23 protein-coding genes are annotated in these 25,390 nt (G+C 60.2%); 15 read left to right on the forward strand and 8 right to left on the reverse strand.

Annotated elements, in window-relative coordinates; all coding sequences use genetic code 11:
• Nucleotides 1-148: 148 nt before the first annotated feature.
• The 3 genes from clpA to R3F64_RS16050 all read right to left on the reverse strand — a co-directional run bounded on the left by clpA (nucleotide 149) and on the right by R3F64_RS16050 (nucleotide 5,353).
• Nucleotides 149-2,425 (reverse strand): ATP-dependent Clp protease ATP-binding subunit ClpA, encoded by a 2,277-nt coding sequence (clpA, locus tag R3F64_RS16040; protein WP_085917762.1) that lies wholly within the window; start codon nucleotides 2,423-2,425, stop codon nucleotides 149-151.
• A gap of 137 nt (nucleotides 2,426-2,562) precedes the next feature.
• Nucleotides 2,563-2,871 carry an ATP-dependent Clp protease adapter ClpS gene (gene clpS, locus R3F64_RS16045; RefSeq protein WP_085917897.1) on the reverse strand — a complete coding sequence of 103 codons (309 nt, stop codon included), beginning with the start codon at nucleotides 2,869-2,871 and terminating at the stop codon, nucleotides 2,563-2,565.
• Between the two features lie 247 nt (nucleotides 2,872-3,118).
• The gene (locus R3F64_RS16050; protein WP_085917761.1) at nucleotides 3,119-5,353 is read right to left on the reverse strand and encodes an NADP-dependent isocitrate dehydrogenase; all 2,235 of its coding nucleotides are present in this window, start codon (nucleotides 5,351-5,353) and stop codon (nucleotides 3,119-3,121) included.
• A 232-nt stretch (nucleotides 5,354-5,585) separates the two neighbouring features.
• Here R3F64_RS16050 and R3F64_RS16055 point away from each other — a divergent pair, with 232 nt between their 5' ends.
• The 9 genes from R3F64_RS16055 (at nucleotide 5,586) to R3F64_RS16095 (ending at nucleotide 14,310) form a co-directional block, all read left to right on the forward strand.
• On the forward strand, nucleotides 5,586-6,200 hold the full coding sequence (locus R3F64_RS16055) for a pseudouridine synthase (protein ID WP_332612579.1): 615 nt from the start codon (nucleotides 5,586-5,588) through the stop codon (nucleotides 6,198-6,200).
• The gene (locus R3F64_RS16060) at nucleotides 6,197-6,640 is read left to right on the forward strand and encodes an NUDIX domain-containing protein (protein WP_085917760.1); all 444 of its coding nucleotides are present in this window, start codon (nucleotides 6,197-6,199) and stop codon (nucleotides 6,638-6,640) included. Before R3F64_RS16055 ends, R3F64_RS16060 begins: the two co-directional genes overlap by 4 nt.
• A 69-nt stretch (nucleotides 6,641-6,709) precedes the next feature.
• Complete coding sequence (mnmA, locus tag R3F64_RS16065; protein WP_199283677.1) at nucleotides 6,710-7,864, forward strand: tRNA 2-thiouridine(34) synthase MnmA; 1,155 nt, start codon at nucleotides 6,710-6,712, stop codon at nucleotides 7,862-7,864.
• On the forward strand, nucleotides 7,861-8,499 hold the full coding sequence (gene hflD, locus R3F64_RS16070) for a high frequency lysogenization protein HflD (protein WP_332612581.1): 639 nt from the start codon (nucleotides 7,861-7,863) through the stop codon (nucleotides 8,497-8,499). The genes mnmA and hflD overlap by 4 nt, the downstream gene beginning before the upstream one ends.
• A gap of 42 nt (nucleotides 8,500-8,541) precedes the next feature.
• Nucleotides 8,542-9,927: an adenylosuccinate lyase gene (purB, locus tag R3F64_RS16075; protein ID WP_332612583.1), complete on the forward strand. Its 1,386-nt coding sequence runs from the start codon at nucleotides 8,542-8,544 to the stop codon at nucleotides 9,925-9,927.
• 80 nt (nucleotides 9,928-10,007) lie between these two features.
• Nucleotides 10,008-11,192: a cupin domain-containing protein gene (locus tag R3F64_RS16080; RefSeq protein WP_199283679.1), complete on the forward strand. Its 1,185-nt coding sequence runs from the start codon at nucleotides 10,008-10,010 to the stop codon at nucleotides 11,190-11,192.
• Between the two features lies 1 nt (nucleotide 11,193).
• Nucleotides 11,194-11,631, forward strand: coding sequence for a GNAT family N-acetyltransferase (locus tag R3F64_RS16085; RefSeq protein WP_199283680.1), 438 nt, complete (start codon nucleotides 11,194-11,196; stop codon nucleotides 11,629-11,631).
• Nucleotides 11,632-11,934: 303 nt separating this feature from the next.
• Nucleotides 11,935-13,533, forward strand: coding sequence for an isocitrate lyase (locus tag R3F64_RS16090; RefSeq protein ID WP_085917755.1), 1,599 nt, complete (start codon nucleotides 11,935-11,937; stop codon nucleotides 13,531-13,533).
• Between the two features lie 309 nt (nucleotides 13,534-13,842).
• Nucleotides 13,843-14,310 carry a glycine zipper 2TM domain-containing protein gene (locus R3F64_RS16095; RefSeq protein WP_066318047.1) on the forward strand — a complete coding sequence of 156 codons (468 nt, stop codon included), beginning with the start codon at nucleotides 13,843-13,845 and terminating at the stop codon, nucleotides 14,308-14,310.
• Between the two features lie 94 nt (nucleotides 14,311-14,404).
• On the opposite strand, the gene R3F64_RS16100 is transcribed toward R3F64_RS16095, so the two are convergent.
• Entirely contained in the window at nucleotides 14,405-14,683 is a 279-nt protein-coding gene (locus tag R3F64_RS16100) for a hypothetical protein (protein WP_332612586.1), read from the reverse strand.
• Nucleotides 14,684-14,856: 173 nt separating this feature from the next.
• Between R3F64_RS16100 and R3F64_RS16105 the strand changes: the two genes are divergently transcribed.
• The gene (locus R3F64_RS16105) at nucleotides 14,857-15,342 is read left to right on the forward strand and encodes an FKBP-type peptidyl-prolyl cis-trans isomerase (RefSeq protein ID WP_085917753.1); all 486 of its coding nucleotides are present in this window, start codon (nucleotides 14,857-14,859) and stop codon (nucleotides 15,340-15,342) included.
• Between the two features lie 75 nt (nucleotides 15,343-15,417).
• On the opposite strand, the gene nikR is transcribed toward R3F64_RS16105, so the two are convergent.
• Complete coding sequence (gene nikR / locus R3F64_RS16110; RefSeq protein ID WP_199283682.1) at nucleotides 15,418-15,819, reverse strand: nickel-responsive transcriptional regulator NikR; 402 nt, start codon at nucleotides 15,817-15,819, stop codon at nucleotides 15,418-15,420.
• Between the two features lie 87 nt (nucleotides 15,820-15,906).
• Between nikR and R3F64_RS16115 the strand changes: the two genes are divergently transcribed.
• Genes R3F64_RS16115 through R3F64_RS16135 form a run of 5 tightly spaced genes read left to right on the forward strand, consistent with a single transcriptional unit; the run spans nucleotide 15,907 to nucleotide 20,731 of the window.
• Nucleotides 15,907-17,496 carry an ABC transporter substrate-binding protein gene (locus tag R3F64_RS16115; protein WP_332612588.1) on the forward strand — a complete coding sequence of 530 codons (1,590 nt, stop codon included), beginning with the start codon at nucleotides 15,907-15,909 and terminating at the stop codon, nucleotides 17,494-17,496.
• Nucleotides 17,487-18,467: an ABC transporter permease gene (locus R3F64_RS16120; protein WP_332612590.1), complete on the forward strand. Its 981-nt coding sequence runs from the start codon at nucleotides 17,487-17,489 to the stop codon at nucleotides 18,465-18,467. The genes R3F64_RS16115 and R3F64_RS16120 overlap by 10 nt, the downstream gene beginning before the upstream one ends.
• Entirely contained in the window at nucleotides 18,464-19,264 is an 801-nt protein-coding gene (locus R3F64_RS16125; protein WP_199283685.1) for an ABC transporter permease, read from the forward strand. The genes R3F64_RS16120 and R3F64_RS16125 overlap by 4 nt, the downstream gene beginning before the upstream one ends.
• A gap of 20 nt (nucleotides 19,265-19,284) precedes the next feature.
• The gene (locus tag R3F64_RS16130) at nucleotides 19,285-20,100 is read left to right on the forward strand and encodes an ATP-binding cassette domain-containing protein (protein ID WP_332612593.1); all 816 of its coding nucleotides are present in this window, start codon (nucleotides 19,285-19,287) and stop codon (nucleotides 20,098-20,100) included.
• On the forward strand, nucleotides 20,093-20,731 hold the full coding sequence (locus R3F64_RS16135) for an ABC transporter ATP-binding protein (RefSeq protein ID WP_309780871.1): 639 nt from the start codon (nucleotides 20,093-20,095) through the stop codon (nucleotides 20,729-20,731). The genes R3F64_RS16130 and R3F64_RS16135 overlap by 8 nt, the downstream gene beginning before the upstream one ends.
• On the opposite strand, the gene R3F64_RS16140 is transcribed toward R3F64_RS16135, so the two are convergent.
• From R3F64_RS16140 to R3F64_RS16150, 3 genes are all read right to left on the reverse strand, one after another.
• Nucleotides 20,679-21,887, reverse strand: coding sequence for an MFS transporter (locus tag R3F64_RS16140; protein ID WP_085917748.1), 1,209 nt, complete (start codon nucleotides 21,885-21,887; stop codon nucleotides 20,679-20,681). The two genes, R3F64_RS16135 and R3F64_RS16140, sit on opposite strands and share 53 nt — an antisense overlap.
• A 27-nt stretch (nucleotides 21,888-21,914) precedes the next feature.
• Nucleotides 21,915-22,610 (reverse strand): C40 family peptidase, encoded by a 696-nt coding sequence (locus R3F64_RS16145; protein ID WP_199283688.1) that lies wholly within the window; start codon nucleotides 22,608-22,610, stop codon nucleotides 21,915-21,917.
• Between the two features lie 113 nt (nucleotides 22,611-22,723).
• Nucleotides 22,724-25,186 carry a DUF1266 domain-containing protein gene (locus tag R3F64_RS16150; RefSeq protein WP_268902405.1) on the reverse strand — a complete coding sequence of 821 codons (2,463 nt, stop codon included), beginning with the start codon at nucleotides 25,184-25,186 and terminating at the stop codon, nucleotides 22,724-22,726.
• Between the last annotated feature and the right edge of the window lie 204 nt (nucleotides 25,187-25,390).

A 25,390-nucleotide genomic window follows, 5' to 3' on the forward strand; every position in this document is an offset into this window, starting at 1 on the left:
GGCGCCCAGCAGGTGTCACAGCACCCTGCCCGTCACCCAGCTTTGATGCCCGCTCGACCCAAACAGCTCGACCCAAACAGCTCGACCCAAACAACAACGCCCCGTCAATGACAGGGCGCTGCGTTGTTTGCCTCAACCTGCGCGCCCGTTAGGGCGCATCGGCCATTTCCGACTCGGTGGATAAGCGCAGCTCGCCTTCTTCCAGGCTGACGTGCACGATACCCCCCTGATCGGCAAGCTCGCCAAACAGGATCATCTCTGCCAGCGGCTTTTTGAGTTTCTCCTGAATCAGCCGTGCCATCGGGCGCGCGCCCATGTCCGGGTCGTACCCCAGTTCCGCCAGCCAATCGCGGGCCATATCGTCGACTTCCAACTGAACACGCTTCTCATCCAGCTGCGCTTGCAGCTCGATCAGGAACTTGTCGACCACGTTGCGCACAACCGACGTTGGCAGCGAATGGAACTGAATGATGCCGTCCAGACGGTTGCGGAACTCTGGCGAGAAGGTGCGACGAATGACTTCCATTGCATCGGTCGAGTGATCCTGGCTTTGGAACCCGATCGAGCGCCGTGCCGCCTGCTCTGCCCCGGCGTTGGAGGTCATGATCAGGATGACGTGGCGGAAGTCGGCTTCGCGGCCGTTGTTATCGGTCAGGCGACCGTGGTCCATCACCTGCAGCAGCAGGTTGAAGACTTCCGGGTGCGCTTTCTCGATTTCATCCAGCAGCAGTACGCAGTGGGGCTGTTTAGTCACCGCCTCGGTCAACAGGCCACCCTGGTCGTAGCCCACATACCCCGGGGGTGCCCCGATCAGCCGGGACACGGTGTGCCGTTCCATGTACTCCGACATATCAAAGCGCACAAGCTCGATCCCCATGATATGCGAGAGCTGCTTGGCCACCTCGGTTTTGCCCACCCCGGTCGGACCGGCGAACAGGAAGCTGCCTACCGGCTTGTCAGGCGACTTCAGCCCGGCGCGAGACAGCTTGATGGCGGCGGACAGGGTATCGATGGCCTCATCCTGTCCAAACACCAGCATTTTCAGGTCGCGGTCAAGCTTTTCAAGCAGCTTGCGATCCGAACTGGACACGCTCTTCGGCGGAATCCGGGCAATCGACGCAACCACTGCCTCAACCTGTTCCACATCAATGGTATCGACACGCACCTCTTCCGGCAGTAGACGCTGGTGCGCCCCGGCTTCATCAATCACGTCGATGGCCTTGTCCGGAAGGTAGCGATCATTGATGTAACGGTCTGCCAGGCGGGCCGCGCTTTCAAGCGCCCCATCGGTGTACTTGAGAGCATGGTGCTCCTCGAACCGTGACCGCAGCCCCTGCAGAATCTTGATGGTGTCTTCCACCGACGGTGCCATGACGTCGACTTTCTGGAAGCGGCGCGCCAAGGCACGATCTTTCTCGAAGATACCGCGGTATTCCTGGAAAGTGGTCGAACCAATGCAGCGCAACTCGCCCGAGGAAAGCAACGGCTTGAGCAGATTGGATGCATCCATCACACCGCCCGACGCAGCCCCTGCGCCGATCACGGTGTGGATCTCGTCGATGAAAAGAACGGCATTGGGCTGTTTGCGTAACTCAGCCAGCAGGCTCTTCAGCCGCTTCTCGAAGTCGCCGCGGTATTTGGTACCTGCCAGCAACGCGCCCATATCCAGCGAGTACACCACGGCATCAGCAATCACTTCCGGGACATCTTCTTCGACGATACGCTTGGCCAGGCCTTCGGCAACCGCCGTTTTACCCACGCCGGCTTCGCCTACCAGTAGCGGGTTATTCTTGCGGCGCCGTGCCAGAATCTGCACCACGCGTTCGAGTTCGTGGTCGCGGCCGATCAGGGGATCGATCTTGCCCAGACGCGCTTGCTCGTTGAGGTTGGTGGCGTAGCCAGTAAGCGGATGAGCAGCCCCTTCGGTGCTGCCTTCCTCGGCCTCTTCACCTTCCTGCTGGGAAGGCGATGGCGATGGGCCGTGACCCGACACTTTCGAAATGCCATGCGCGATGTAATTGACTGCATCCACCCGAGCCACATTCTGCTGCTTGAGGAAGTAGACGGCCTGACTTTCCTGCTCGGAAAAGATTGCCACCAGCACATTGGCACCGGTCACTTCACTTTTCCCGGAGGACTGCACGTGGAACACGGCCCGCTGCAGTACTCGCTGAAAGCCTAAGGTGGGCTGGGTTTCGCGGTCGCCCTGGCCTTCAGGAATCAGCGGCGTGGTCGAATTGATGAAGTCCTGCAAATCGGACCGCAGCTTGTCGAGGTTTGCCCCACAGGCCTTCAACACATCCATCGCCGAGGCGTTGTCCAACAGCGCCAGCAGTAGATGCTCGACGGTCATGAACTCGTGGCGCTTGGAGCGTGCCACGGTAAAGGCCGTGTTCAGGGTCAGTTCAAGTTCTTTGCTCAGCATGGCAGTCCCCTTTTCGCTACATCCTAGGGCATAGTGCCAACTAGGCTTGCGTCGGATCAGTTTAATCGACCGGCACCTTCAACATCGGGTACAAATCGTACAGTTGCAAGCCCACCTACCGATTTTTTTCAACGTTCTCAATCGGCGGCTTCAATATCGCTCATTAAAGGATGCTCGCACTCCTGGGCGTATTCGTTCACTTGGTAACTTTTGGTTTCAGCAATGTCTCGGGTGAACACCCCGCAGGTCGCCTTGCCCTGGGTATGCACCGCCAACATCACCTGAACGGCTTTTTCACTATCCATGTTAAAGAAGCCTTGCAGCACTTCGATAACAAACTCCATCGGCGTGAAGTCGTCGTTGTGTAGCACCACCTTGAAAAGTGGCGGCTGAGCCAACTCAGGCTCGGCAGACTGCACCGTCAGGTCGTCGTCATAATCAGGCATATCGGGGCGTGTCATGCCCGCTTCAAGCGAAGTCGCGCCCGGGTATGAACTGTTAGTGTGGGACATAAGCAGCAAGGTTTTTCATCTCTCGGCTGACGGGCAACATCGTAAATACATGGTGTGCTATGTATAAGACGTGCGCAATCAGCAAGGGTTCATGGAAATATCAAAATTATCACACTAGGCCGGACAAAAAACCCCCGCCCGACGAGCGGGCGAGGGCTTTACGCAACGGCGGCCTGATGCGTCAGTCGGCTGCGACCATCGACAGGGCGTTGTTCAGCGTCTTGCTGGGACGCATGGCCTGACTTGCCAGCTCACCGCTGGGGCGGAAGTAGCCGTCAATATCCACCGGCTGGCCCTGAACGCTATTGAGCTCGTCGACGATAGTCGCCTCATTGGCTTTCAGCGTTTCCGCCAGACGCGCAAACAGCGTTTTCATCTCGGCATCATCATCCTGAGCGGCCAGTGCCTCTGCCCAGTATAGCGCCAGGTAGAAGTGGCTGCCGCGGTTATCCAGCTCGCCCACCTTACGCGACGGTGACTTGTTGCTGTCCAGGAACTTGCCATTGGCCTCGTCCAGGGCATTGGCCAGCAGCGTGGCACGGGCATTGCTGAAGGTGCTGCCCAGGTGCTCAAGCGACGCCGCCAGGGCCAGGAACTCGCCCAGCGAATCCCAGCGCAGGTGGTTCTCTTCAAGGAACTGCTGAACGTGCTTGGGTGCCGAGCCGCCCGCACCGGTTTCGAACAGTCCACCACCATTCATCAGCGGTACGATGGACAGCATCTTGGCGCTGGTACCCAGCTCCATGATCGGGAACAGGTCGGTCAGATAGTCACGCAGCACGTTACCAGTGACCGAGATCGTGTCTTCGCCTTTACGGATACGCTCAAGGGATACTTTCATCGCCTCGACCGGTGGCAGAATGCGAATATCCAGGCCACTGGTGTCATGGTCCTTGAGGTAGGTTTCGACTTTCTCGATCAGCTGAGCATCGTGGGCACGGTTGCCGTCGAGCCAGAAAATCGCCGGCGCACCGCTCTCCCGGGCACGGGTGACTGCCAGCTTGACCCAATCCTGGATCGGCGCGTCCTTGGTCTGACACATACGCCAGATATCACCCGCCTCGACCTCGTGGCGGAACAGCGTATGACCGTTTTCGTCAGCGACCACCACGGTGCCATCAGCAGGGATCTGGAAGGTCTTGTCGTGAGAGCCGTACTCTTCAGCTTTCTGGGCCATCAGGCCAACATTAGGCACGCTGCCCATGGTAGTCGGATCGAAAGCGCCATTTTTCTTGCAATCCTCGATGACTGCCTGATAGATGGTCGCGTAGCAACGGTCCGGGATGACTGCCTTGGCATCCTGAAGCTCGTCATTGGCGTTCCACATCTTGCCCGAATCACGGATCATGGCAGGCATCGAAGCATCGATGATCACGTCGCTGGGCACGTGCAGGTTCGTAATGCCCTTGTGCGAGTTGACCATCGCCATGGGCGGACGCTCTTTATAAAGCGCCTCGATATCGGCCTTGATGGCCTCCTGCTGTTCGCCGGGCAGCTTTTCGATTGAACTATAAAGATCACCAATACCGCTGTTGGGGTTGAAGCCCGCAAGCGTCAGGCCCTCGGCGTGCTTTTCAAGGACATCTTTATAGAACTCTTCTACCACCATACCGAACATGATCGGGTCAGAGACCTTCATCATGGTCGCTTTTAAATGCAGCGAGAACAGCACGTCGTTTTTCTTGGCGTCCTTGATCTGGCTGTCGATAAAGTTGCGCAGACGGCGGCTGCTCATGCAGGCCGCGTCGATGACCTCGCCTTCCTGCACGGCCAGGCCTTCTTTCAATACGGTGTGGGTGCCATCTTTCTGAGCCAGGTCAATCTTGAGCTTGGTGGCGTGCTTGATCACCGTGGACTGCTCGCTTTCGTAGAAGTCGCCCTCGCTCATATGGGCCACATGGGATTTGGAGTCGGCGCTCCACTCCCCCATGCGATGCGGATACTTGCGTGCATAGCTCTTGACCGACTTGGGCGCGCGGCGGTCAGAGTTACCCTCACGCAGAACCGGGTTGACCGCACTGCCCTTGGCCTTGTCGTAACGCGCCTTGATGGAAGCTTCCTCATCGTTTTTCGGCTCGTCGGGATAATCCGGTAGCGGATACCCCTGGCCTTGAAGCTCTTTGATGGTGGCTTTCAACTGCGGGCCTGAGGCGCTGATATTGGGCAGCTTGATGATATTGGCTTCAGGTGTGGTCGCCAGCTGTCCAAGCTCGGCCAGGTCGTCGCTGACGCGTTGCTCTTCGCTCAACAGGTCAGGAAACTGGGACAGTATGCGCGCGGCAAGCGAGATATCGCGCGTCTCAACGATAATGCCCGCCGAGTCGGTAAAGGCATCAATAATCGGTAACAACGAATAGGTCGCGAGCGCAGGCGCCTCGTCGGTGAGCGTATAAATGATCTTCGGCGTATCGGACATTTTTGCGTTAACCTCTTTTTTCTGTCGCTGTGATTATTAATTCGTAAGCTAAGCGGTTCATTAAGCAAGCAACCCTACCGCGAAGCGTGCGGAGCCTTTTAGGTGGCTCCTTTTTTCACAAGGTGATTGATCGGTGGTGGTGACGACCCCAGCGGCCACGCAGGAGTATACCAGCGCTGAACGTTAACCGCATGAGCGATTGTCGACAAATCAAGGCCGGGCCCAAACCACGATGAGCAACCTCTACCTATTGCATAAACCTTACCGCATGCTCTCCCAGTTCACCGATCCTCAGGGCCGTGCCACTCTTGCGGATATCATCGAAGTCCCCGGCGTTTACGCGGCCGGGCGGCTCGACTACGACTCCGAGGGCCTGCTGCTGCTCAGCGATGACGGCAACCTTATCCATCGCATTGCCCACCCGCGTCACAAACAACCCAAAACCTATTGGGTCCAGGTCGAAGGTCGCATGGACGATGCCGCGCTAGCGGCCCTGAAAAACGGCGTGACATTAAAAGATGGACCCACGCTGCCCGCCAAGGTTCGTCGCATGGAAACGCCCAACATCGCGCCGCGCGAGCCAGCCATAGATCCCAAACGTCACCCATCCACCAGCTGGCTGGAGCTGACCATCAGCGAAGGCCGCAATCGTCAGGTAAGACGCATGACCGCCCATGTCGGCTTCCCCACGCTGCGCCTCATTCGCGCCGCTATTGGCGCCTGGCAGCTTGGCGAACTGGCGCCCGGCGAGTGGCGCCGGGAAACCCTTCATGCGCCTCGAAGCACATCCCGGCCCAAGCCGTCCAGCCAGCGCAAACGGCCCACTTCAGGACGCAAGCGGTCATGACGAACACACTTCACAGTACCTGCGCCTGCGTCATCCAGCGGGGCGCACGTTTCCTGATGGTCGAGGAAGCCCGCGGCGGCACGGCCACGGTATTCAACCAACCAGCCGGACACATTGAGCCGGGCGAAGGCCCCATGGCCGCTATTTTACGCGAGGTCGCCGAAGAAACCGCCTGGCAGGTCACGCTGACCGGCTATCTGGGGCTCTATATTTTCCATACCCCCCAGGGGAAAACCTTTCACAGTCACGGGTTCATCGCCACGCCCACGACGTTCCTCGCCACACCGCTGGACATCGATATCACCGCGACCCACTGGCTGACGCTTGCCGAAATTCAGGCGCTCAATAGCGCGGGTCGACTGCGTAGCCCGCTGGTGATCACCCGCATCGAAGACGCCATGCAAGGTAACGGCTACCCCTTGAACGTTATCCGCGAGTGAACCACTCGAAGCGCCATGGCTCCATCGTGTATAATCACCGCCTGATTGCACACTCAACCGAGGATGGCGATGACATCCATCACTGGCACCACGATGCCTAAAAGCACGCCCGATACACCTCCCACCGGCAAGGTGATTGTCGGCATGTCCGGCGGCGTTGACTCCTCCGTCTCAGCCTTGCTGCTGTTGCAACAAGGCTACGAGGTCGAAGGCCTGTTCATGAAGAATTGGGACGAAGACGACGGCACGGAGTACTGCACGGCGAAGGAAGACCTCGCTGACGCCGAGGCGGTGTGCGAGAAGCTGGGCATCAAGCTGCACACGGCCAACTTTGCCGCCGAATACTGGGATAACGTTTTCGAGCACTTTCTGGCCGAGTACAAAGCGGGCCGCACGCCCAATCCGGACATCCTTTGCAACCGGGAAATCAAGTTCAAGGTCTTTCTCGAATACGCAGAGATGCTTGGCGCGGACAAAATCGCCACCGGTCATTACGTTCGTCAAGGGGTCCGAGAAGGTCGCCCGCGCCTGCTGAAAGGCCTGGACGCCAACAAGGACCAGAGCTACTTCCTGCACGCCGTGCCTGAAGCCGCCATCGCCCGCACGCTGTTTCCGGTAGGTGAGCTCGAGAAGCCCGCCGTACGCGCGCTGGCCGAGCAGCACGACCTGGTGACTGCCAAGAAGAAAGACTCCACAGGCATCTGCTTTATCGGCGAACGGCGCTTCAGTGATTTCCTGAAGCAGTACCTGCCTGCCCAGCCCGGCACCATCGAAACCCCCGACGGCGACGTGATTGGCGAGCACATGGGGTTGATGTACTACACCCTGGGCCAACGTCAGGGGCTGGGTATCGGCGGCCTGGCCAACTACTCTGAAGACCCGTGGTATGTCGCTGAAAAAGACCTGGATCGCAACGTGCTGGTGGCCGTGCAAGGCAAGCACCACTCGCTGCTCTACAGCGATGCCCTGGTCACCGAGGCGATGGACTGGGTCGCCGGTGAGCCACCGGTGACCCAGGGACGTTTCAAGGCCAAAACCCGCTACCGCCAGAGCGACCGCGGCTGCGATATCATCACCAGGCCCGATGGCAGTGTCGAGGTGCATTTCGACGAGCCTCAACGCGCCGTTACCCCAGGCCAGTCGCTGGTTCTTTACGACGGCGATATCTGCCTGGGCGGCGGCGTGATTCACTCCACATGGAAGGCAACCGAGGCAGCCGCATGAACCCAACGCCGATACACCGCGCGCCGGAAAACCCGACCGCGCGACAAGCCCTTGCGCTAGCGGGGGTCTTTCAGGCCGCCAGCCTGGTGGACGAACTGGCCCGCACCGGCCAGGTAGAGCCGCGCGCCTGGGAAACGCTGATCGAAGCCACCAGCAACCCCAACCCGGAAAGCTTTGAAGCGATCTACGGCGGCCACCCCAACAACCTGCGCCAGGGGCTCGACACCCTCGAGATGCTGGTCGGCCGGGAACAGGCCAACCCGGTGGTACTGCGCTATGGCTTCTCACTGCTATTGCTCATGAACAAGCTGCGCACCAACCGCAAGATGATGGATACCCTGGGGCAAAAAATGAACCATATTCAGGACCAGGCGGAACACTTCGGCGCTACCCATGAAAACGTGGTCGCCAGCCTGGGCGAGGCCTATCAGGAAACCATCTCGACATTTAAAACCCGCATTGTCGTTCAGGGCGACCCGTCGCTGCTGCAGACCCGTATGATGCCCGAGCGCGTACGTGCCTGCTTGATGGCGGGCATTCGCTTCGCGCTACTGTGGCACCAGCAAGGCGGTCGCCGCTGGAAACTGATGTTCCAGCGCAAGGCCCTGCGTCGCGCGCTGGATGACTTGAAATAACGCCTTTTACGCTTAACTGCTTTCACCTCTGGAAACCAAGCCATGCAACTTTCTGCCTTGACTGCTCTCTCCCCCGTTGACGGCCGCTACGCCAGTAAAGCCGCCGCCCTGCGCGAACATTTCAGCGAATTCGGCCTGATTCGTGCCCGTGTCATTGTGGAAGTTCGCTGGCTGCAGCGGCTTGCAGAGCATAACCAGATCGTCGAGGTGCCGCCGCTTTCCGCCCAGGCAACGGCGTTTCTTGAAGCCTTGATCCGTGATTTTTCCGTGGCTGACGCCGAGCGCATCAAGGATATCGAGCGCACGACCAACCATGACGTCAAGGCGGTGGAATATTTTCTCAAGGAGAAGATTGCCGACAACAGCGAGCTGCATGCGGTCACCGAGTTCATTCACTTTGCCTGCACCTCCGAAGATATCAACAACCTTTCCTACGGCGTGATGCTGGCCGATGGCCTCCAGGCACTGCTGCCGGTCATGCATAACGTGGCCGACGACATCGCCGCACTGGCCATTGCCCATGCCGGGCAGCCGATGCTGTCGCGCACCCACGGGCAAACGGCCAGCCCCACAACGCTTGGCAAGGAAATGGCCAACGTGGCCTACCGCCTCAAGCGCCAGCTCAAGCAGGTCGAAGGCGTCGAGATCCTGGGTAAAATCAATGGCGCGGTAGGCAACTACAACGCCCATCTGGCGACCTACCCCGAGATCGACTGGGAAGCCAACGCGCGTACCTTCGTGGAAGGCCTGGGGCTGAGCTTCAACCCCTACACCACCCAGATCGAACCCCACGACTACATCGCCGAGCTGTTCGATGCCGTATGCCGCTTCAATACCATCCTGATCGACTTCGACCGCGACGTCTGGGGCTATATCTCGCTGGGCTACTTCAAACAGCGCACCGTGGAAGGCGAAATTGGCTCGTCGACAATGCCCCACAAGGTCAACCCCATCGACTTTGAGAACTCTGAAGGCAACCTTGGCCTGGCCAATGCCGTGCTCGGCCACCTGGCGCAAAAGCTGCCGATCTCGCGCTGGCAGCGCGATTTGACCGACTCCACCGTATTGCGCAACCTGGGTGTTGGCCTGGCTTATGGCTTGATTGGCTACCACGCCAGCCTCAAGGGCATCAGCAAGCTGGAAGCCAACCCGGAGCGTTTGGCCCAGGATCTGGACAACAGCTGGGAAGTGCTCGCCGAGCCGATTCAAACCGTCATGCGTCGCTACGGGATTGAAAAGCCCTACGAGAAACTCAAGGAACTGACCCGAGGCAAACGCATCGATCAGGCAGGCTTTGCCGCCTTCATTGACACGCTTGCGCTACCCGACGACGCCAAAGCCGAACTGAAGGCGATGTCACCCGCCACCTACATCGGCGATGCAAAAGCCCAGGCCGAAGCCATTCGCCAACGGCTTGATGCACTATAATTAAGTTTTACTCTAGTTAAGGTCTACCCTGATTAGGTTGGAACCACGGCTCTACTGCCACGTTCGTTTAGGATACCACCATGCAACCTTCTGATAAGCCACTGACCCTGCTCGGCGATTTGACCCCGGCGGAATTTCTGGCGAGCTACTGGCAACAAAAGCCGCTACTGATTCGCGGGGCGATACCCGACTACATCAGCCCCATCGAACCCGATGAGCTGGCAGGGCTTGCCTGCGAGCCGGGCATCGAAGCCCGTCTGGTAGAAGAAAAAGGCCCGGACGGCGCATGGCAGGTGTCCCACGGGCCTTTCGACGAAGCCACCTTCGAGCGGCTGCCGGAGCGCAACTGGAGCCTCCTGGTACAGGCCGTGGATCACTATCTGCCCTCGGTGGCAGCCCTGCTGGATGAGTTCGACTTTCTGCCCCGCTGGCGGTTGGACGACATCATGGTCAGCTACGCGCCGCCCGGGGGCAGCGTCGGTCCCCACGTCGACCAGTACGACGTTTTCCTGTTTCAAGCCAGTGGCCAGCGCCGTTGGCAACTGGGCGGCCCGACCAGTGATGACGCGCCGATTGTGCAGGGCATTGACCTACGCATTCTGGAAACCTTCGAGATTGAAGAAGACTCCGACTGGGTACTGGAGCCCGGCGACATGCTTTACTTGCCACCGGGCTGGGCTCACCACGGGGTTAGCCAGACCGACGACTGCATCACCATGTCGGTGGGTTTCAGGGCGCCATCGGCGGATGAAGCGGTCACCTCCTACGCCGATTACCGGGGCGAACAGCTACCCGCTTCGCTGCGCTACAGCGACGCCGGTCGGGCCCCTGCGGCCCACAGTGGCGAGCTGGACGATGTCTCGGTGGAGCGCATGCGCCAACTGATCCTGTCGACACTGGATAATCCCCAGCAAATCGCTCAGTGGTTCGGGCGTGCAATGACCCAGCCCAAGTACGTTGACCAGGTGGTCCCGCTGGATACGCCGATGGACGAATCAGGTCTTGTCGCTCAGCTACAGGAAGATGGTCCACTCTATCATATGCCTGGCTCGCGCTTTGCCTGGCGCACCGAGAATGGCACCACCACGCTGTTCGTCGACGGTGAAGGCTACACCTGCACAGAAGCGCTTGCTCAGCGGCTGGCGTCAACGGCACCGCTGCATGAAGACGTGCTGGAACTACCGGGTGCCAAAGCGCTCATCACCCAGCTTGTCAACGCGGGCAGCCTGAGCTGGCTGCAGGACGACGATGACGACGAGGAATAGCATGCCCCGCGACAGCCTACCGGTCACCGTTCAGGAAGGCGACTGGCAAGCGCTGGGCGAGATCGCCAGCCATATCCGTCGCGTGGTGTTCATTGACGAGCAACAGGTGCCCCAGGACGAGGAATGGGACGGCCAGGACCCCGCCTGCCATCATTTCCTGGCCTACCTGGACGGCAACCCAGTGGGCACTGCACGACTCCTGCCTGATGGCCATATTGGCCGCGTGGCGGTGCTTGCCGAAGCACGCGGAACCGGCATCGGTGGCCAATTGATGGCCGCCGCTATCGCCACCGCCCAGCGAGTCGGCCACCCTCAAGTCGTCCTGAGCTCACAGCTCCATGCGCTGGCCTTTTACGAACGGCTCGGCTTCGTCGCCCATGGCGAGACCTTCATGGATGCCGGCATCCCTCACCGCGAGATGACGCTGACCTTCAGCTGATCGCTTCCCCGCTGATCACGAAATTCCACTACACAGACCCCAGCGTTGTCGCCCGGCTGTAGTCAAGCTACAACGCTGCCTGCCCCCAAGTGTCAATTGTTGCCCTCCGCCCCTTCAGGGATAGTGTCTTTACTGCAGTGCCGCAAGGACTGCCCGGAAAACCCGCTTACGACGTTCTATTAAGAGACTTATTTCTTAAAGACACGCCAAGCGAATTGAACGATGCTGAAAGCGACTTCGCAGGTGCAGCATAAGACACTGCTTACATGCGCATCGCCATCATAACCCCGGAGGGATTAGCTCATGACTGGACTTCTCGAAGAGATCAAGGCACTGGCCCAACTACGCGAAGCACAAGGCGGCAAGTGGGATAACATCAAACCCGAATACGCCGCGCGTATGCGTGCCCAGAACCGCTTCCACACCGGTCTGGATATCGCCCGGTATACCGCCAAGATCATGCGCGACGACATGGCCGCCTACGATGCCGACACCAGCAAGTACACTCAGTCACTGGGTTGCTGGCACGGCTTTATCGGCCAGCAGAAAATGCTGTCCATCAAAAAGCATTTCGGCACCACCAAGCGCAGCTACCTCTACCTGTCAGGCTGGATGGTCGCCGCGCTGCGTTCAGAGTTTGGCCCGCTGCCTGACCAGTCCATGCATGAAAAGACCTCGGTCGCCAACCTGATCGAAGAGCTCTACACTTTTCTCAAGCAGGCCGATGCGTGGGAGCTTAACCACCTGTTCCGCGCCCTGGACGACGCCAAAGAGGCTGGCGACAAGTCCAAGGAGCAGGAACTGATCAGCCAGATCGACAACCACGAAACCCACGTGGTGCCGATCATCGCTGACATCGACGCCGGTTTTGGTAACGCGGAAGCCACTTACCTGCTGGCCAAGAAATTCATCGAAGCGGGTGCCTGCTGTATCCAGCTGGAAAACCAGGTATCCGACGAGAAGCAGTGCGGCCACCAGGACGGCAAGGTCACCGTACCCCATGAAGACTTTATCGCCAAAATCAACGCCGTACGCTACGCCTTCCTGGAACTGGGGGTTGATGATGGCGTGATCGTGGCACGTACAGACTCGCTGGGGGCGGGGTTGACCCAGAAGATCGCCGTGACCACCGAGCCGGGCGATCTGGGCGACCAGTACAACAGTTTCCTCGACGGCGACGTGATCGAAAACGCCAGCGACATCAATAATGGCGACGTGGTCATCAAGCAGAACGGCAAGTTGGTCAAGCCCAAGCGGCTCGCCTCAGGCCTCTACCAGTTCAAACCGGGTACCGGTGAAGACCGCGTGGTGCTCGACTGCATCACCAGCCTGCAAAACGGCGCAGACCTGCTGTGGATCGAGACCGAAAAACCCCACGTCGGCCAGATCGCCGCCATGGTCAATCGTATCCGCGAAGTCTGCCCGGATGCCAAGCTGGTCTACAACAACTCACCGTCGTTCAACTGGACACTCAACTTCCGTCAGCAAGTATTCGATGCCTGGGAAAAAGAAGGCAAGGACGTCTCGGCCTACGAGCGCGATAAGCTGATGGGTATCGAGTACGACAACACCGAACTTGGCCAACTGGCCGACGAGTGGACACGTAACTTCCAGCGCGACAGCGCACGTGAGGCGGGTATCTTCCATCACCTGATCACCCTGCCCACCTACCATACGGCGGCGCTGTCCACCGACAACCTGGCCAAGGGCTACTTTGGCGATGACGGTATGCTGGCCTACGTCAAGAAAGTCCAGCGCGAGGAAATCCGCCAGGGCATTGCCACCGTCAAGCACCAGGACATGGCAGGCTCCAACATCGGCGATGACCACAAGGAGTTCTTCCAGGGTGAAGCCGCGCTGAAAGCAGGCGGCAAAGACAACACCATGAACCAGTTCGGCTGACACCGGCCGCCAGACGCTAATCTAATGGCCCAACGCCCGGAAAGATTTCCACTTTCCGGGCTTTTTTATACCCACCTGCGTGCTTTGCACACTCTTTTCTTAATCAACCACTACACTGTTCTACATAATCATTTTGCACTATTAGCTTGCATCATTGTCTTATATTACTACTTTACATAGTCAGCATTTCAAACGACCGCTTATCAACATCAGCATTTTTAGGTATGTTGTTAACGAACGCTGTTCTATAATATGGTCGAAAGTTCTCGTTGCAGACGGGATCACTAAGACAACCACCCGGAGGTGTCCATGAAACGTTTACTCCCTATCGCCGCTCTCAGCGTTCTCACGCTTGCTGGCTGCGCCAACACAGCGGGCTACTCGGGCGATGTATATAGCGGTAACCAGGCCAAGACCACGCAAAATGTAAGGATTGGCACCATTGCCGCGGTGCGCCCGGTACAAATTCAGGCAGATAGCCGCACCGGCGGCCTGCTCGGCGGTGGTGGCGGTGCCATTATCGGCGGTCTGCTGGGTAACCAAATCGGTGGCGGTTCCGGGCGTCAACTGGCCACCGTTGCCGGCGCGCTGGGTGGTTCTATTGCCGGTACCGCTGCTGAAGACCGCGCCAATCGCATTGACGCCCTGGAAATGGAAATCCGCCTGGAAGACGGTACCGACGTAGTGGTCGTACAGCGCGCCGACCGCCAGTTCCAGCCGGGTCAGAAAGTTCGCCTGATTGGTAACGGTGCCAATGCAAGCGTTGCCCCTTACTGATGGTTAGTAGATATAAATAGCTAATCGCTGCAAGAAAAAGCCCCGCCAGCATCGCTGACGGGGCTTTTTTTCGTTGTGTTGATGCTTGGGGTGTTTAGTGAGGCGCTTTGCTCGATGCCCAACCGATCAATTTGTACACCACTGCGGCGATGATGCCCAATAGAATAGCCACCAGCAGGATCTCCACCGGACGCACCAATGTGGTCGCCCCCAGTACGGCAAGGGCACCCACCCAAAGCCAGCGGTTATCGCCATGAGTCTTCAATGGCCGGGGCAACATTTTATCCAACGCGGCACTCACGGTTTGCCAGCGCTGATTGACAAAATAGCCAATCAGCACAAGGGCGATTAACCAGATGATAAATATGGTCATGTCATGCTCCGTAGAAGGTGCGGCGAAAAAAGTGTCTGGCTAGGGTAGCCCTGCTAAATCCTGGGCGCAATACTGCATAAAGGCAAGACGGCAGAAAATGCCCTCTACCCCCTGACAATCCAGTGTTCACGCGTTACCATGTTAGGGACATGCACTCACCGAAAGGTTATTTAATGCAAATTGCGCAAAACTCGGTTGTCGCGTTCCACTACACCCTGACCAACGATTCAGGTGAAGTGCTAGACAGTTCCGAAGGCCGCGAGCCCCTCACCTACCTCCATGGTTCAGGCAACATCATTCCTGGCCTGGAAAAAGAACTGGAAGGACACGCGGCTGGCGAAAAGCTGAACGTCCAGGTTGCCCCGGAAGAGGGTTACGGCGAGATTCAGGAACAACTGATGCAGGAAGTTCCGCGCGATGCGTTCCAGGGCGTTGAAAGCGTTGAGCCGGGCATGCAGTTCCAGGCGCAGACCCAAGGCGGCCCGCTGATGGTCACCGTGAAGAAAGTCGAAGGCGACACTGTCGTTGTCGACGGCAACCATCCGCTAGCCGGTCAGCACCTCAACTTTGACGTTGAAATCGCCGAAGTACGCGAAGCCAGCGAAGAAGAAGTTGAGCACGGCCATGTACACGGCGAAGGTGGCGAAGAGCAGCACTAAGCTCTTCCCCCTGGCTGTTTCCCAGCCGACGCGTGACATGCGAAAAGGCGACCCAAGCGGTCGCCTTTTTTATGCTCATTCTTCAGGAATCAGCACCAGGCGCCCGTGGCGAACGCTGCGTGACGAGGTGACTTCAGCGGCGAACTGTTTCAACTGGTCGCTTTGCCCCTTGAGCAACGCGACTTCCATGCAGCTTTGCTCATTCAGGTGGACGTGCAGCGTCGAAAGGGTGAGGTCATGATGGGCGTGGGAATGGCGCGTCAGCCGTTTGGACAACTCCCTGGCGGCATGGTCATAGACATACACCAGTGCGCCCATGCACGGCGCCTGTGGCGCGGCTTCCTCGCGTACCTGCTGAAGCCCGCTACGGGTTAAATCGCGAATCGCCTCGGAACGGTTCTGGTAACCGCGTTCCTGGATCAGTGCATCCACATCTGCCAACAACTCTTCATCAAGCGTGACCGTTACGCGTTGCATCGGCTTCCCCCTCCAAAAAATTGACCCCCGGCTGCCAGTATGATGATATTAAAAAAACATCATACCCGTCCCCCTCAGGAAACGGCCATGGCGCTCGACTCAAGAACGATTCTACTCGGCTTGGCCCTAAGTTGCGTCACGCTGGCGAATGCCGCCGAACCCAAAGACCAACTTGTGATGGCCATCGGCGGTGAGCCCGAACAGGGGTTCGACCCGTTACTTGGCTGGGGGCAGTATGGCAACCCGCTATTTCAGTCGACGCTGCTCGCTCGAGGCATCGACCTTGCCCCTCAGCCGCAGGTCGCCACCCACTGGTCGCTCTCTGACGATCGCCTCACCTGGACGCTGACGCTACGCGACGACGTACGTTTTGCCGATGGCACCCGGCTGACCGCTGACGATGTCGCCTTTACCTTCAATGCCGCTGCCAAGGCCGGCGGGAGAGCCGACCTGAGCGTGCTGCAAAACGCCGAGGCCGTCGATTCTCAAACCGTCACTCTCACCCTGCGCGAGCCGCGCATCACCTTTATCGACCAGTTGATGACCTTAGGGATTGTCCCCAGTGCCGCGCGCGAAAACGGTTACGACGATGACTACGGCCGTGCCCCGCTGGGTTCCGGCCCCTATCAGCTGGTGGAATGGCAGGAAGGCGAGCAGCTGATCGTCGAACGTAACCCATACTTTTATGGCCCCACCCCGCCGTTTGAGCGGCTAGTGTTCTTGTTCACCGGTGAGGATACCACCCTTAACGCCTTACGCGCAGGCGACGTCGACCTGGCTACCCTGCCCCCGGCGCTTGCCGGCGAGATCCCATCCGACATGCAGCGCGTGGTGATGGAAAGCGTCGACAACCGCGGCATTCTGTTTCCCATGCAGCATGATGAAGGCAAAACCGCCGACAATGGCGCACCGATTGGCAACGATGTCACCGCCGATATTGCCATCCGCCAGGCAATCAACCTGGCGCTGGACCGCGACACTCTGGTGGACGTAGCGCTTGAAGGCTACGGCCGCCCGGCGTTCGGCCCTGCCGACGGGATGCCATGGAGCGACCCCGACGAAACCCTGGCGGCCCCTGACCTTGAGCAGGCCATTCAGCGCCTGGAAGACGCTGGTTGGCAGCAGCGCGACGGCGGCCTGCGCAAAAAAGACGGTCAAACCGCCCGTTTCCGGCTGACTTATCCCGCAGGCGACACCACCCGGCAACGGCTGGCCGAAATAAGCGCGCAAATGGTCCGCCCCCTGGGCATCGAGATGCAACCCACTGCCCGCCACTGGGATGAGATACAGCGCGAAGCGATCCATCAGGACGCCGTTGTAATGGGCTTTGGCAGCCACAGTCCCCAAGAGATCTATTACCTGTTCCATAGCGCGCATAGCGGCAACGGCTTTTACAACAGCGGCGTTTACACCAACCCCAGCGTGGACGATCACCTCGACAACGCCCAGCGAGCCGCCAGCGCCGAACAGGCCAATCGCCACTGGCGCAATGCCCAATGGGACGGCGAAACCGGCTATGGCGTGCGCGGCGACGCAACCTGGGCATGGATGGTCAACCTGGAACACATCTACGCCGCCGACAGCTGCCTTGATCTCGGCACGCTGGGGGTTGCCCCTCACGGCCACGGTTGGCCGATTACCGCCAACCTGCTCGACTGGCGCTGGACGTGCAACTGATCGCGATCACCGCCGCTCGTCTGCTGCGCCTTGCGCTGGTACTGGTGTGCGTCGCGGTCGTGTCGTTTAGCTTGATAATGCTGTCACCCATTGACCCGATTGACGCCTACCTGGGACCTCAAATGGCCCAGGTAAGCCCGGAACAGCGCCACCTGATCGCCGAGCGCTGGGGGTTCGACGAGCCGCCGGTGGTTCAGTTTGGCCACTGGCTGGGCCAGCTACTTCAGGGCGACCTGGGCGTTAGCCATGTGTATAACCAGCCGGTAAGCGAGGTCATCGGCCAGCGCTTTCAGCGCTCCATCATGTTGCTGGGCAGCGCCTGGTTGCTCACCACACTGGTTGGCTTTGCCCTCGGGGTGATCGCCGGGGCAAAAGAAGGCAGCTTGCTGGATAGAATCATTAGCACCTACGCCTACTTGACGGCCTCGACGCCCGCTTTCTGGCTGGCCATGTTACTGCTGCTGTTATTTTCGGTTTACCTTGGCTGGACGCCGGTATGTTGCGCAGGCCCCACCGGCACTCTAAGCCAGGACGTCGGCCTAGCCACCCGGCTCCACCATCTGGTCCTGCCCGTAGCGACGCTCGCGCTGATCGGCATCGCCAATATTACCCTGCACACCCGCGCGCGTATGCTCGCGCTGATGAACTCCAACATCGCCACCCACGCTTTTGCACAAGGCGCCAGCCGCTGGGATATCGCCTGGCGGCACGGTATCCGCCATGCCAGCCTCCCCGCCCTGACGCTTTCACTGGCCTCGCTGGGGGAGCTGTTTGGTGGCTCAATACTCATCGAACAGGTGTTTGCCTACCCCGGCCTGGGCCAGGCAACGGTCGCCGCCGGGCTGCGCAGCGATGTGCCGCTGCTGCTGGGCATTGCGCTGTTTACCGCGCTGTTCGTCAGCGTGGGCAATTTGCTTGCCGATACTCTCCACGCGATGATTGACCCGCGCCTGCAGAAGGTGACGCCATGAGCCGAGCGCAACCCAGGCGCGATGCGTTCTGGATCGGTACCGCCATCGCCATACTGCTCGTCGCGCTACTCAGCAGTCGCTGGCTGCTCGGCGACACGCCAGGCCAGATGCACTTTGACGCCCGCCTCGCCCCTCCCAGCCTGGACCACTGGCTCGGCACCGATGCGCTGGGCCGCGACCTATGGGCGCGCACCCTGGCAGGCCTTAGCCTCAGCATCGGGGTCGGCAGCCTGGCAGCGCTGTTCGGCACGCTCATCGCGCTGGGCATGGCCATGCTGGCCATGCTGGGGCCACGCTGGGACGCGCTAGTCGCCCTGGTGATCGATACGTTGCTCAGTGTGCCACACCTGATTCTGTTACTGCTGATTGCCTTTGCGCTCGGCGGCGGGACCCAGGCGGTGATTATTGCCGTGGCGGTGACCCATTGGCCTCGCTTGGCGAGATTACTGCGCGCCGAGCTACTTCAGCTTCGCCATGCCCCGTATATCGTCATGTCCAGGGCGCTCGGCAAGTCACGACGCTTTGTGATGGCCTACCACTATCTGCCCCATGCGCTACCCCAATGTGTGGTCGGCGCCTTGCTACTGTTTCCCCACGCCATTTTGCACGAAGCCGCGCTGACCTTTTTAGGCGTCGGGCTGGACCCCAGCCAACCCGCCATTGGGCTTCTGCTCGCTGATGCCATGCGCTACTTGAGCAGCGGCGCCTGGTGGCTCGGGGTATTTCCCGGGCTTGGGCTGTTGCTGGTGGTACTCAGTCTTGAGCGCCTTTCCAGCCACTGGCGTCATGCGCTTTAGGCACTGTAAGGAGAGTTGACATGCTGTCCATTGAACACCTGACCCTGCAATTGCCGTATTACACCAGCTGGTGGCGACGCCGCTGGGCCGAGGTATTGAGCGACGTTTCACTCGAGCTTCACCCCGGCGAGGTGCATGCCGTGGTGGGCGCTTCGGGAGCGGGCAAGAGCCTGCTCGCCCATGCACTGCTGGGTCTGCTGCCCGAGCCCAAACACCAAACCGGCCGCCTGACCTTCCAGAACCGGGCGCTTACCGCTGCGCGTCAGCGCCAGCTAAGAGGTCGTGAACTGGCCTTGATCCCCCAGTCGCTCGATGCACTCGACCCTCTGGTCCGCAGTCAGCGTCAGGTCAGTTGGGCGGCAAGCCGCGCAGGGCACGCCAGGTCTGATGCATGGCAGGCAGCTGGGCAAGCGCTCACTCACTACCAGTTGGATGAACGTGGCAGGCAGGCCTTTCCCCATGAACTGTCCGGCGGCATGGCACGGCGGGTACTCACCGCCATGACCCATGTGAGCCACGCGCAGTTGATCATCGCCGACGAACCCAGCGTCGGCCTCGACCCGCAGCAGCGCAACCGGGTGCTTGACGCTTTGGCGGCACTAGCCCTCGAAGGCAAGTCAGTGTTGCTGATTACCCACGATCTGCGCCACGCCCTGCCCATTGCCCAGCAAGTCACCCTCATGAACCAAGGGCGATGTATCGAAACCGCATGCGCCAGCGCCTTCCGGGGCGACGGTGACACCTTGGCCACCGGCTACGCCAGGGCACTGTGGCAGGCGCTGCCGGACAACCATTTTGGCGTGCTCACAACCACACAGGCCCAGAACGTTGCTTAGCGCCTATCGCTTACTTCATGCGTTTGCCGACCAGACGGCCGTGCTGGATAACGTGTCCCTATCACTTGAGGCGGGCGAGTGGGTAGGGCTTAACGGCCTTTCCGGGGCGGGCAAGTCGACCCTTGGCCAACTGCTGGCGGGGCATCTCACACCCCAGGCGGGAGTGATAAAGGTGGACGGCGCAGCGCCGCCACGAAGCGGCTTGCAACCCGTGCAATGGCTGCCCCAGTCGCCGGAGCTTTCGGTCAATCCACGCTGGCGGGTCAAGCGCATTCTGGAAGAAGCCTGGACACCCTCGACAGCGTTGCGTGAAGCCTTCGGGATCGAACCCGGCTGGTTGAACCGCTACCCCAGCGCGCTATCCGGCGGCGAACTGCAGCGCGTCTGCGTACTGCGCGCCCTGGCCCCCGGGGTGCGCTATCTGATAGCGGATGAAATATCCAGCATGCTCGATCCCCTCACCCAGCTTGCCCTTTGGCAAGCACTGCGCCAGGTGGCCGATGAGCGTCGGCTTGGCGTGCTGGTCATCAGCCACGACGCGGCCCTGCTTGAACGCCTCTGCCCAAGACGATTGACGCTCAGCGAGGGGCGGCTGAGCCCGCCTGCGCGGCACGGCGCTCAAAGCGCCTGAGCCCCAGCGCCACAACCAGCGTCACGCCAAGCAGCAGCCACGATCCCAGCGCCACGCCCTGCCAGCCCGCCCACTGCCAGAACGGCTCCAGCCAGAAACCGCCCAGGCTGGCCCCCACGTAGTAGAACACCAGATACAACGCCGAAGCGCTGCCCCGAGCGCCCTGGGCATGGCGACCCACCCAGCTTGAGGCCAGCGAATGGGCCAGGAAAAACCCAAAGGCGTTGATGGTCAGCCCAAGGATAATCAGCAAAAGGGAATTCGCCAGCGTGATCGCCGTGCCCAGCATCAGGATCGCCACGCCCATGCTCATGCAGGTCGCCGGTGAGAAGCGCTGGGCCAGCCGCCCTGAAAGCGTCGACCCGACGGTACCGCCCAGGTAGGTCAGAAACACCAGCCCCAGGCTGCTCGCCGCCAATTGATAAGGCGACTCCGCCAGGCGGAACGTAATATAACTGTACTGGTTGATGAAGATCAGGAAGTTGATGCCGCCCAGCGCATAGGCGGCGAGCAGGACCGGATTGCGCAAGTGCCCGGCCAGATCACCCAGTGCGACGCGCAACTGAAAGCGCTGCGGACGAAACGCCTGACTGTTGGGCAACAGCCGCCAGAATACCGCACAGCCCACCAGCGTCAGCACACCCACAGTTAAAAACGCCGCCGAGGGCCCGCCGATATCCGCCGCCACGCCACCGACCACACGCCCGCTGATGCCGCCCAGCGAATTGGCGCCGATGTACAGCCCCACCGCGCTGAGTAGCGCGGGTTTATCGAACTCGTCACCCATCCAGGCGATCGCCACCGCGGGCAGGCCACCCAATACAAAGCCCTGCACCAACCGCAGCGCCAACAGGGTTTCAAAAGTGGGCGCAAAGGCCAGCGCCAGCGAACAACCACCGGCCAGCAAGAGCGTAATGCGCATAATACTTTCGCGTCCGATCGCGTCGGAAAGTGGCCCGAATACCAGCAGTGCCAGAGCCAGCGACAACGTCGATACCGACATCAGCAGACTAACCACCAGGGTAGACACGCCGTAGGTCTCTTTTAACCCCGGCAGCAACGGCTGCGGGGCATAAAGATTGATGAACACCAGAAAGGAGCCCAGGCAGAGGGCAAAGGTCGCGCGCCACCAGGCACGGGTGTTGGCTTCGATCATGTGATGCTCAACGGTGAGAAAGGTCCGCTACATCGACCGAGAGGCGTTGAGCGGCAACGCGTCCTTGAGCTTGGCCAGGTGTGACGGCGCCAGCGGCCGCCGCGATTGCCAGTAGTAGCGTTTCCAGTAGACATTATCCAGGCTGGAGATAATTACCCCCTGCGAGGTAGAGGCGTGCAGGAAATGCCCGTCGCCAACGTAAATGCCTACATGGTTATACGCTCCCGGCGGGCGGAAGAACACCAGATCGCCCGCCTGTAATTCCTGGCGGTCGATCGGGCGTCCCTCATGGACTTGCCCACGGGTGGAGCGTGGCAGCTCCAGCTCAAAGGTATCGCGGAAGATGTTGCGTACCAGCGCCGAGCAGTCGATGCCACGCTGGTTGGTGCCACCAAGTCGATATGGCGTGCCTACCCACTGCTCATGCTGGGCCAGCAGTGCCTCTCGCACCTGCTCGGTTGGCGAGGCCTGCCAATTCCCGAAGGCATCGTATTGCCCATCGAAGGGCGACATCTGCGTCTTCCAATCGTCAGGCAGGCCCGGCATCGAGCGGGCAAAATAATCATCGGGCGTATCGTCACGCGGCACGCTGGTCGCACAGCCACTCAGCACAACGACCATACAGCCAGCCATCGCAAGAGGCGCATGGCGTTCACGTAATCGACCAGAATAAAGATTGATAAAACGAGCAGCGGTAACAGCAATAGTTGGCAACGCAACCATGCGCGATCCCTCGTCAATAATTGAATAAAAACACCAGTGGCCAGACCTATTCTTGGCTGAGCTAATACTGGTTAACCATGACTATAAGCCAAAATACCTACGTTAAGCGAGTCTCAATGCAAGGTACGTTGATCGCCGGGCAACGTATCGATGTGCAGCGGCGCAAAATGACGCGGCTTGTTGCCGGGAAAATCCAGGCTCGCCCAAGGCCCCGCCAGTATCGGTGCCGCGCACAGCCAGGCGACCAACGCCTGCCGAAAACTGGCCAGAAAGCTCTCCCGCTCGGGGGTTTCCCCCATGAAGAACGAGAAACCAGCGTACATGCCAGCCGCGTAATCCTGCCAGCCCGAGTAGTGATCCGCCGCCAGCTGATAGGCGCGCCCCAGCACATCGGCAAAGGACGTGGATGATAACCAGCCCAATTGGCGACCGGCAATGGCCAGGTCGACTATCTGGGCAATGTCCCAGGCCGCCATGTCGATCTCGTTGCACCCATCCTCGTTATCGCGCACGCGGCGCAGCCTAAGCAGGTGATGGCGATCCTCCTCCGCGCAATCACCGGACTCCAGAATGGCAATCTCGGCTTCCAGGCGCTGAGTATTGAGTGTGTAAGGCTCGTAATTGATTTGGTATTCCTGGCGGTCACCCGCCTCCAGCATGGACGCCAGAAAGGTCTGCATATCGTCGGCGCTGGCCAGGTGATAATGGCTTTCCACCCACTCACGAATCTCCGCGCACTCGCGGGGACTTTCCTGCTGGGGCTCACTCCATACCGCACTGTTCAGCGGTCCAACCAGGGACATCGCGGTAAACTGGCTGAGCGTCGGTCGCTCGCTGGGCTCGCGCCAGGCATCGGCGCGCCAGTCCAGCCAGTGGAACAGACTGCCCGGATCTTCCAGATGCCAGGCAATTTCATTGCACAGCGAGGCGTGCTCGCTCTCCGGCAGGCAGTGCTCCCAGGCCAGCCACGCCTCCAGCATGCGCTTGGCATTGGGATAAAAGCGGCACAAACAGCTGCGCAGCGAGCGCGCGTAATCCAACAGCGCTTCCGTCTCGAGCAGTTCGCTGTTGAGGGCCATATGCAGGTAGAAGGCAAACTTCTCGGCCATGTGGATTGTGGCGGCATGACGACTGACGCCTTTCAGCGCCTGGCGCTGGGCGTTAACCGGGAAGTCCGGCTGACCAAACAGCGTCGCGGAAGGCGGCATGACACCGTGGGCCGCATCGGCAGCGAGCTGATTCAGATGATGCGCCTGAGCGGGCAGCCAGTAGCGCGCCATGGCCGCCGCACCCTCATCGGCATGCAACCCTAAGGACCCATCCAGGTACTCTCCTGCCTCGACGCGCTGCGCTTCGCTCAGCGGGGCGCCGGGATTGGCCAGCCGCAGCATGGCATCCGGCTCGCGCACGCCCGCCATGGCCAGCAACCAGCGGTGTGGCGTATTGCGCCATTGGCCAAGCATTTCGCGCGAGGCAGCCTGGGTCTCGGCGTCCAGCAGGTCGTCAACGGCGACCTGCCAAGGGCTGAACGAGCCGCTCAGCAACAGCGTCTCGCGTTCAGACGGCGTCATGTCGCGCCGGTCAATGCCATCAAACAAGCTCTGGCCTCGTCGGTAGGCAACAATCACCGCCCGCCAGTCGTGGTAGCGGCGCTGCATCAGTTCGGCGGCGTGCGCCGCAAAGGCATCCGCCTCGGCCTGACTCAACCAGCCGCTACAGGCGCCCGCCCAGGCCAGCTCGACCAGCCGCAACCAATCCCAGGCGGCCCACTCCAGGGGCTCGCCCTGGTTGACAAAGCGGCACAGCACGCTGGCGTGGTGCGAATCGGGCTGGGCATTGCGTTGCCACTCCTGGCGCTGGGCCGCGTCCATGGCAAGCAGGTCGCGCGCTTCAACATCCCAGCGCTGGCGTTCACCCTGGGCACCCAGCCATAACAGCCCGGTCAGCAGCTCGTCGCGGCTGTCGATGTCCCAAGCGGTACCTAACCAGTTGACCGCATCAGGCCAATCCGCCTTGCTTGCCGGGTAATTCAGCAGCGGGCGAAACAGCGCACACAGCCGCCAGGGCTGAGCGCCAGGCGACGTAGGCCACAGGGCGACTTCACCGTGCTCGCGCAACGCCGTCTCAAACATTTCCCAGGTGATCCCCGCGCCCTCGGCTTCCGAATCCGCCAGCACCTGACAGGCATCAATAAAACGGTCATCGGCCCCGGAGGCCCAGCCACGCACGCCCAGGGAGCGGCGCACATCGCCCAGCCAACTGCGCAGGTCGCGGTACTCACGATGAATACGCTGCATCACGCAGCAGGCCCAGTCGCTGGCCTGCTCGGGGCTTATCCACCCCGCTGCACCGGCCAACGCCGCCCATTCAAGCGCTGCCAGCAGTTGATCCGCCTCGCCTGCCGGCGCATGCAGCGCAACCCACCATTGCTCGGCCAGTTCACCCCGATGGGCAATCCCCTGGCCCAGCAAACGCTGCTCTGCCGCCCCCGCATCCACCGATAAGGGATGCGGCGTAAAATGCCAATCGCACAGCACCAACTGCTGCGCCCACCAAGCATGTAGCGCGTCACCCAAGAGACACCTCGACAAAAAACACCCACTGCCCGCAGGCAAGCTTAAAGCCGCTTAGTGTAACGGAAACAGCTCCAAAGGCCGATAGATGTTGAAGGCGGGTTTTCAAAGCCAAGTGCAGGCGGGGTTTGTAGATACCGTCTCTCGATACCAGCTGCAAGGAGGATTTATACCCCTTGCGGCCGATATTCACTTTGTGACTTCAAC

This window comes from Halomonas sp. 5021 (assembly GCF_036663435.1).
Taxonomy (GTDB): domain Bacteria; phylum Pseudomonadota; class Gammaproteobacteria; order Pseudomonadales; family Halomonadaceae; genus Vreelandella; species Vreelandella janggokensis.